The 7,132-nt window shown below is 39.7% G+C and carries 12 protein-coding genes and 1 pseudogene; 1 reads left to right on the top strand and 12 read right to left on the bottom strand.

The window, feature by feature from the left end; genetic code table 11:
* The 9 genes and pseudogenes from G468_RS0115185 to G468_RS0115150 all read right to left on the bottom strand — a co-directional run.
* A partial coding sequence (locus G468_RS0115185) for a helix-turn-helix domain-containing protein (RefSeq protein WP_026823491.1) occupies positions 1-194 on the bottom strand: 194 nt, incomplete at its 3' end.
* Between the two features lie 57 nt (positions 195-251).
* Positions 252-776, bottom strand: coding sequence for an antA/AntB antirepressor family protein (locus G468_RS22600; RefSeq protein ID WP_338078183.1), 525 nt, complete (start codon positions 774-776; stop codon positions 252-254).
* Between the two features lie 2 nt (positions 777-778).
* A complete protein-coding gene (locus G468_RS24895; protein WP_248604898.1) occupies positions 779-955 on the bottom strand; it encodes a hypothetical protein in 177 nt (58 codons plus the stop codon).
* A 24-nt stretch (positions 956-979) separates the two neighbouring features.
* Positions 980-1,069 (bottom strand): annotated as a pseudogene (locus G468_RS24890) (ORF6N domain-containing protein); the annotation flags it as partial.
* A 33-nt stretch (positions 1,070-1,102) separates the two neighbouring features.
* A complete protein-coding gene (locus G468_RS0115170; protein ID WP_026823795.1) occupies positions 1,103-1,690 on the bottom strand; it encodes a hypothetical protein in 588 nt (195 codons plus the stop codon).
* Between the two features lie 12 nt (positions 1,691-1,702).
* Positions 1,703-2,332 (bottom strand): YqaJ viral recombinase family protein, encoded by a 630-nt coding sequence (locus G468_RS0115165; RefSeq protein ID WP_026823794.1) that lies wholly within the window; start codon positions 2,330-2,332, stop codon positions 1,703-1,705.
* Positions 2,319-2,825: a hypothetical protein gene (locus G468_RS0115160; protein ID WP_026823793.1), complete on the bottom strand. Its 507-nt coding sequence runs from the start codon at positions 2,823-2,825 to the stop codon at positions 2,319-2,321. The genes G468_RS0115165 and G468_RS0115160 overlap by 14 nt, the downstream gene beginning before the upstream one ends.
* The gene (locus G468_RS23900) at positions 2,825-3,118 is read right to left on the bottom strand and encodes a hypothetical protein (protein WP_026823792.1); all 294 of its coding nucleotides are present in this window, start codon (positions 3,116-3,118) and stop codon (positions 2,825-2,827) included. The genes G468_RS0115160 and G468_RS23900 overlap by 1 nt, the downstream gene beginning before the upstream one ends.
* 569 nt (positions 3,119-3,687) lie before the next feature.
* Entirely contained in the window at positions 3,688-3,960 is a 273-nt protein-coding gene (locus G468_RS0115150; RefSeq protein WP_026823791.1) for a Cox family DNA-binding protein, read from the bottom strand.
* A gap of 222 nt (positions 3,961-4,182) precedes the next feature.
* Between G468_RS0115150 and G468_RS0115145 the strand changes: the two genes are divergently transcribed.
* Positions 4,183-4,494 (top strand): helix-turn-helix domain-containing protein, encoded by a 312-nt coding sequence (locus G468_RS0115145; protein ID WP_026823790.1) that lies wholly within the window; start codon positions 4,183-4,185, stop codon positions 4,492-4,494.
* Between the two features lie 183 nt (positions 4,495-4,677).
* On the opposite strand, the gene G468_RS0115140 is transcribed toward G468_RS0115145, so the two are convergent.
* From G468_RS0115140 to G468_RS25585, 3 genes are all read right to left on the bottom strand, one after another.
* Positions 4,678-5,631, bottom strand: a complete 954-nt coding sequence (locus G468_RS0115140; protein WP_026823789.1) for an Rpn family recombination-promoting nuclease/putative transposase — start codon at positions 5,629-5,631, stop codon at positions 4,678-4,680.
* Positions 5,632-6,068: 437 nt separating this feature from the next.
* Positions 6,069-6,419, bottom strand: a complete 351-nt coding sequence (locus tag G468_RS25220; protein WP_034250145.1) for a helix-turn-helix transcriptional regulator — start codon at positions 6,417-6,419, stop codon at positions 6,069-6,071.
* A 555-nt stretch (positions 6,420-6,974) separates the two neighbouring features.
* Positions 6,975-7,103, bottom strand: a complete 129-nt coding sequence (locus G468_RS25585; RefSeq protein WP_478209562.1) for a phage tail fiber protein — start codon at positions 7,101-7,103, stop codon at positions 6,975-6,977.
* Positions 7,104-7,132 lie beyond the last annotated feature (29 nt).

Genomic DNA, 7,132 nt, shown 5'->3' with positions numbered 1-7,132 from the left:
TGAAGCAAATAAGGTTTAAAGGGGGATAATTTAGTCGGTTGTTGACTTCTTTTAGCATAAGTTGGCATTGTCTGTTGTTGTAAATGATGTTTTACGGTGTTACGGGATATACCCAACTCACTGGCAATTTTTCGAAGGCTTTGTCCTTGTGCAAAGCGAACATGAATATCCACAAATATCTCCTTGGTTAACATAAATTATCCGTACAAAAATGTGCGAATAATACCAAGTGGATCAGTTTTAGATGATCGTTAGTGGATCAGTTTTGCATGATCGGTGACAATACCAACCTGAAATAGATTCTGTAGACAATCGATTTCTGTTGTGAGGTTCTTGTTTTCTAGTAATAGCTTTTCTTTATCTTCCTCAGCACGAACAACCATGAGTGCCAGTTCTTTGGTTGTTGGTAGTAATGTTTGAGGTTGTAGAGTCCGTCTTTCACATTCAATAAAATACTGTCTTGCCTGTTTCCCTTTTTCGTTGCGCTCAACCATTGAGAGTTCTTTCGCCATATCGATGCTGATGCAGTAGTCTTTCATTGGACGTTGGCGAGATTTTGCACTCCCCGATTTTGGGGAGCTCAAATTTTCTACAATTATGTAGTCCTGATTTTCAACAAATCCATACTGGTTAATTCGGTCTTTAATCCATGTAGTAAAATCTTTACCGATTTCTAAAAAAGCATGTAAATCACGTGCATTAACAGTCTGGATTAATTCATTATTGATGTTTTTTGTTTCAATATTAATTAAATTTTGCATAAGGGTATTGCTCAAAGTTAATTGATTAATGACTGTTCTAACATAGCCGAAGGCGCAATACGTAGCTCCTGCTTATAAAAAGCAATCATAGCTAAGCCAGCATGGACTTTATCAGTGAGGGGTTGAGTTGGAGTAGAAATAACTTTATCAAAAGTACGAATCACTTTGAGATGTAAAGCTGCACTAATCCACATTGCATATTTTTCAAAGAAAGACTAGGCTTCATCGGTATCAACAATTTTTGACATACGAGCAGCACCTTTTTCTGTCCATAAAATCTGTTGACTTGTATACTTACTAACCAACCCGATATTATCGGGTAGCCTCTTAAACTTTATGATTTATTCACTAAAAAACACATCATCGCCTGGATATTCTGATTGATATTGCTTATAGCCTACTGGGGTGTGCTTCCTCTCATCTTTATCCTGTAGCATGGCAATCTTTTTATCGATGATTTCAGGGGGAAGTCCTTTTAATTTTTCTTCTAGTGTTTGACGAGTTTGCGCAACGAAAGGCAAGAGAATATCGAAACTGTAAGTATCTTGTCCGTTCGTTTTTGTTTTCAGCGTTTTTTGCAAGACAAGACCAATACGTTTATTGGTAAGCTCTGGTGCGATGTGTGTATGGACATTAATCATTTTCGTTGTTAATTGACCGACATCAGCACAACCCATGATGGCGTGAATCATGTTGATACCATATTGATTTGGCGAGCCGTCTTTTTTCTTACAATAGACGTTGAGATAGTTTGCTTTCTTGCCATCATCCGCCTCAACCGAAAATTCAATCGATTCAGCGCCGCCGCTGCTGGTGACATATTTTGCTTCCTGAATCGTGACCACATAAGCGCCCGATTCCGTAATAAATCCGCTTTTACCCGCAGCCAACGCCGATTCTGCATTGTAAGTGAACGTAATGTTATCCAAGATACTTCTCCTTTAAAACGAGATTTTCTTTTTGATTCGATTGAGGGTTAATTGAATAAAATCAATAAATTGAGTTCGACGCATTTGAAGTTGCTGAATCTCTTCCTGATAATCTTTACGATATAACCTGTGGGTCATTAATTGACCCGTTTCTGGAAAATCCGCGCAATAACTAATAAAATCCACCCAATCACGCCCAGTACAATCAAGGTGGCCTATGAGTTGCCATTTATAAGCAGGGTCAAAAGATTCGCGTTCCAAAGTGGCATAATGCACGGGTGCGGTAACAGACTTAATTTCAATAATCCCGTTATCTCCAACTAATCCGTCTGGACTATCGCCATAATCACCACAGTCAAAAAATCCGCCATTAGTTACATCAACAAAATTTGTTTCTTCATATAGCCTTCTGGCTATTGGCTCCTGTTCGTGTCCGCGTAACATGTGCTCATTAGTGAAACTAAATTCTGATTTTTTCTCATTGATAATTTCTAGGGCAATTTGTAACGCATATCGCTTGGCGGGTTCGCCGAAGGTTTTTCCCTGGTTGGCCATAAAACAGTTAAACTGTGATGCAGTAACTTTCCCTAGACGAAGCGAATCCCACTCTTCCGTATTTTGCTGGACATCATACCATTGCATTAGCACACTCCTTCTTGAGGCGTTCCTGGTCTTCCAACGACATCTCAACATGTGCTAATACTTTTTCTAGTGAGCCAGTATTAAGATAACTTTGCTTAGCTCTTTCCCATGACTCTACCTGGATTGGCGTTAATATTTTTTTCTTGATGATAGCGGGGTATATTCTTAACCCATCGACATATTCCTGTCGGTTTTTTACTCGTTCAACGCAAATCATGACTTTTACATTTTGCCAATCTTCAAGAAATGGCGAACCGGTTATTTGTCTAACCATTTTGCTATTGGTTGCATTGAGAATCATTGGCTTAACTGTCTCGCCTGGTCTAATTTCTTTCTCTTTAAAATAAGCAGTGTTAAAAACATCTTTTGTTCTTCTGGTTTTATCCGGTTCAAATAAAACCTCAGAGATGGTTAATACTGTTGGTTCAACAATATCGGCGCTGCTCAAATAAGGGGAATCGAACGCCTTTCTATAATGCGTTTTTTCTGTCATTAAGCGGGCACCTCATAATAAGAATCTTGACACTTCTTCGCATAAAGAATTTTGGCAAGTTGTTGACCTAAGTCATAGAGTGCATTATTGAAACTAGGGGTAGTTTGGATTGCGAGAAGAGACTCATCATAATTATCTTCGTAAATAAAGATTTGCTTTGATAAGACGTGAGCAAGATAGCCGTCATTTAACGATTCATAAATGCGTTCGCCTTCTTTATCGCAGGCCTCGAGTTGCTCTTGTGTCAAATTTTTGATTATTTGTAAAATTTTGTTCTCGGTTGCCAGATCCATTACGTCTCCTTCTACGAGGATAACGGTTCTTCACCGTATAAAGATAAGTTTTTGTTAGACAGCGGTTGTTGATACTGTCTGTAGGGTATCTGTCTAATTGATGTGTAAATGCAACAAGAAGGTTCACAACGTCATTTTCTTGTGTATGATGTTCGCTCCATACATGATTAATAATTTCTTCCGTTGAGCGTTTTTTTAGTAAATTTAATCTTATTGTGCGTATTCTACACTGATCTCTATAGCGCATTTGCCGACGTTCACGGCAACGTTGTCGAGCATTCATGGATAAATGGCTCCTCTATAAGAAGATTTATGCTAAGCACCAAAAGTACTTACTACAAATCCACCTATTGGTTATTTGGGGTTTGTGTACACCTGTATCGGCATACTCCGGCTGGAAAGTCCCTACGAAAGTAGGCTCAACTCCGCTTCGCATAAACAACCTACGAAGCTATCAGCAAATTACAGGCGCAACTTCCCTGCCATCCGTTTCACAGACTTTTTTTGCTGATACCAAAATGTTAAGGAACTTTCACAGCCGGAAACTTGCTGTAGAGGGAAATTTTTAATTACAGTCCAAACCACTTCTTCCATGCGTCCCGCTCTTCGGCAGGGCGGTTAAAGTAGGCTTCTCTTACTCCCCTATTAAATTCTGGAATGTATATCAATCGTTCTCTTACTCGAGAATTCGGTTTATTTGGGTCTTGCAATGGAATAATCGGCAACTTGTTGTTCTCGATCATTTCCTTGACAGCGCTAGGGGTTTTGCCGATTAACTCTGCAAATTTTGTAACGTGCATGACATCTATCGGATATCTAATCTCGTAGTCGTCTTTAATCATTCATTACCTCGCTTTCATCTGTTTCAACCGCTTAGTACCGCTTAAAACCCCTTATAACCGCTTTAAACCCAAAATCTGTTATGCTTAACACTGGGTGTATTTATTACGATTTTTTAGCGCTAAACATTGCGTTATAAATTCCCATGCGATTTTTCAATACCTGCATGGTCATTAAATCAGAACCTACAGGTGAGTTTAGTCATTAAGTCAGGACTATGTCAAATGAAAATGAGTGAAAAGTTAAAAAAAATCAGAAAAGCAGAAGGATTAACACAAGTGAAATTTTGTGAAATCAGCGGAATTGCCTTAGGAACATTAAAAAATTATGAAGGAGGGCATCAAGAACCAGGGATACAAGTTGTATTACAAGTAACTCATAACCCGAGATTTAAAAAATACACTCTGTGGTTAATGGCTGACGAAATCAATCCAAAAGCCGGACAAATCGAACCGGCTTTCTCTCTCAATGGCTCAGATGTTTCGAAGAAGAAGGAGCAAAAAAAATCGTTCCATCCGCGGGCGAGTGGCTGCTAGATTTACATAATTTTTGGATGATCGCAGAAACAATAGTAGTGTAACCAATGGTGCGTCAGTAGTTTCAGGGAGTTATTGCTTAATCTGACAGGATGAAGCTACAAATAAAATAATTAATATGAATTATCTTATTGTTTTATATAATTATTCATCTATAAGCTAGAGGCAAGTTAGCTCCTTGCCTCATAGTTTATCTAGTTCACTATCTGAAAGACCAGTGGCAATCTTTATCAGATTTCGCTCTGCGCCGTTGGCTAATAACTGTTGGGCAATTTTACGAGAAGCGGCTTTCTCGCCCTGTTGTAAGCCCTCGTTAACCCCATCCTGTCGGCCTAGCTGGTAGCCTTCCTGTTTGCCTAGTTGGATACCTCTGGCCTCACCTTTAGCCTCAAGCTGCTCTGCAATTGTCATAAAATCCTCCCGGTAAGTCGGTGCCTTTTCCGCAAGGGTTCGTATGAATCCCTCGCCGTCAATCGTATTTCCTGCTTGAGCTATATAATATAATAGACTCTTGCATTGTTCTTTGGAATACTGCCATTTTTCTATTAGAGTAGCTAATTCTACGGCAAGTTCCAACATATCACGCGTTCGGATGTGCTTTTGTACCAATTGCAGGAGTGCTACCCGGCGGTGTGTCAGGATTTCGCTATCTGGTATAGTAGTAATATCAACCAGTGGAAAAGCTTGCTGATACACTGTAGCTGCCAATTCTGGATCAGCAAAACAGTCCAGGAAGTGCGTGCTATAAGGATAAGGTGACGTAGCACCGTGATAGAACAGCAACGGGATCACTATCGGCAAGGTGTCGTTGCCTTGTTCAAGGTGCCGCTGCATGGCTGCTACACTGTACCGTAGAAGCCTGAATGCCATTAGCTTTTCGGGGCGGCTCTGGTGCTCGACTACTGTGTATATATAACCTTTCCCCGAATTCGTCTGCACAGAGTACAGCATATCTGAACACTGGGTACGCAAGTCGTCTTCAATAAAGCTGCCGGACTCCATCGCAAGAGTACTAAAATCGCAGCGCTCCCGAAGATGAAGTGGCAAATGTGCTTCTAGAAAGTCCCGAGCTATAGTGATATCGCCAAGGAACTTTTTGAATAGCGAGTCATGTTGGGATAGTGCGGATTTAGACATATTTACGCTTACTTTAACATAGAGTCCATTACATTACCGTTTCTGAGCATTTAGAATCAAGAAGTATTGAAATTATAAGTATGATATATAATATTTTTTCGACAAATATGTTTAATATAGGGTGGAACAGAATTGCAACACACAAAGGTTTGAATCGGTTTTTCAAGCCTTTGCATATTGATTTCTCTCTGTGTCGTATTTGTGTCGTCACTCAACGACGACAAACGACGCTAAATGACAGAAAACGACGTTAAAAGACACAAACCAGGTTGCGAGCATGGATTTTATAAGCTAAATCAGTATGTTAAATTGAGATCTACTATCTTCTAAGCCGTAGGTCGTAGGTTCGAGTCCTACAGGGCGCGCCAATAAAATCAAGGGATTACGAAGATTACCACGAGGTTAAGTTAAAAATCAAGGTCAAATGACGGGTCAAGTTAGTTATTCTGTAGTTCAACCCATCTGTTGTAACTTTCTTCTGACCAGCCAAGAAAAAGTCCACCTTTCGTCACCTTAGGCTTGGGGAATTCACCCTTTTTTATCATCCTCCAAATTGTTGTTCTGCTTTTATTCAATCTTTTTTCCATCTCTTCATACCCCATAAATCTTGTAGCATCAAATGTCGCCTCTGTTTGCTGTCTGTTAGCTTTAGCGGCGCGTTGTGCCGCTAACCATACCTTTCTAGCCTGTTCAATACGTAGATGGCTCCAAACATAACGACGTTCTGACATACCGCCAAAACCGTCTGGTACAGTTTCACTCAGAAAATCATCGAAGGTTTCAATCATTTCAAACCTCTATTTTTCATTATCTCGAGTAGAATATTTTGTACTTCACTTTTTGAGTTACGTCGATTCAACTTAAATAAGGTGATGTATGCCATAATGACCTCTGCTAAAATAAAGCCACTGCGCCGTTCCTCATGACAATGAGCAGTTGGTGAATTGTAGGAAGGGTGGGTTGTTGTGACGCAATAAAGGAGAGTTGGTCTGTTGCTACCAATCTATTTAATTTGCTATTCTTATGTCTCTGAATTAATGGGATATTATATTGATCTGCCTAATACGGGGGAAAAATAATGCATTTATAAGGACTGTTTCCTAAAATTGCTTTATCAACGTAGTAAAACTAGTTTTTTTGCAGCCATCGCTTAATCGAACGTTTAGACATTCCTAGCGATGTAAAACCGAAATCTCTACTTTGATCTCCAACGTAATCATCAGCAGTACCCTAAAACTGCCATTTTTACTCTGGATGGATTATTTTTGCACTGGTAGCGATAACAACAAACTAAGTTTAACAACTTCCCTCAACGCTGCTAATAGGATGCCCCTGTGATGGGGCTATTCGTTTTGTGCTTGATGTTGATTCCAGATTGAATCAACGGGCATCTCCACCCTCACATCTAGCCATGTGGATGCGGGAATATCACATGGCTCACCATCGGTATAGTAAACAGGACTTTTATCTATAATCTCTTTAATCCGCCAGTTCTGAAAAT

This window comes from Arsenophonus nasoniae DSM 15247, assembly GCF_000429565.1.
In the GTDB taxonomy this organism is placed as follows: domain Bacteria; phylum Pseudomonadota; class Gammaproteobacteria; order Enterobacterales; family Enterobacteriaceae; genus Arsenophonus; species Arsenophonus nasoniae.
The sequence above is the reverse complement of the archived record's forward strand: the minus strand, read 5'-3'. Positions and strand labels throughout refer to the sequence as shown.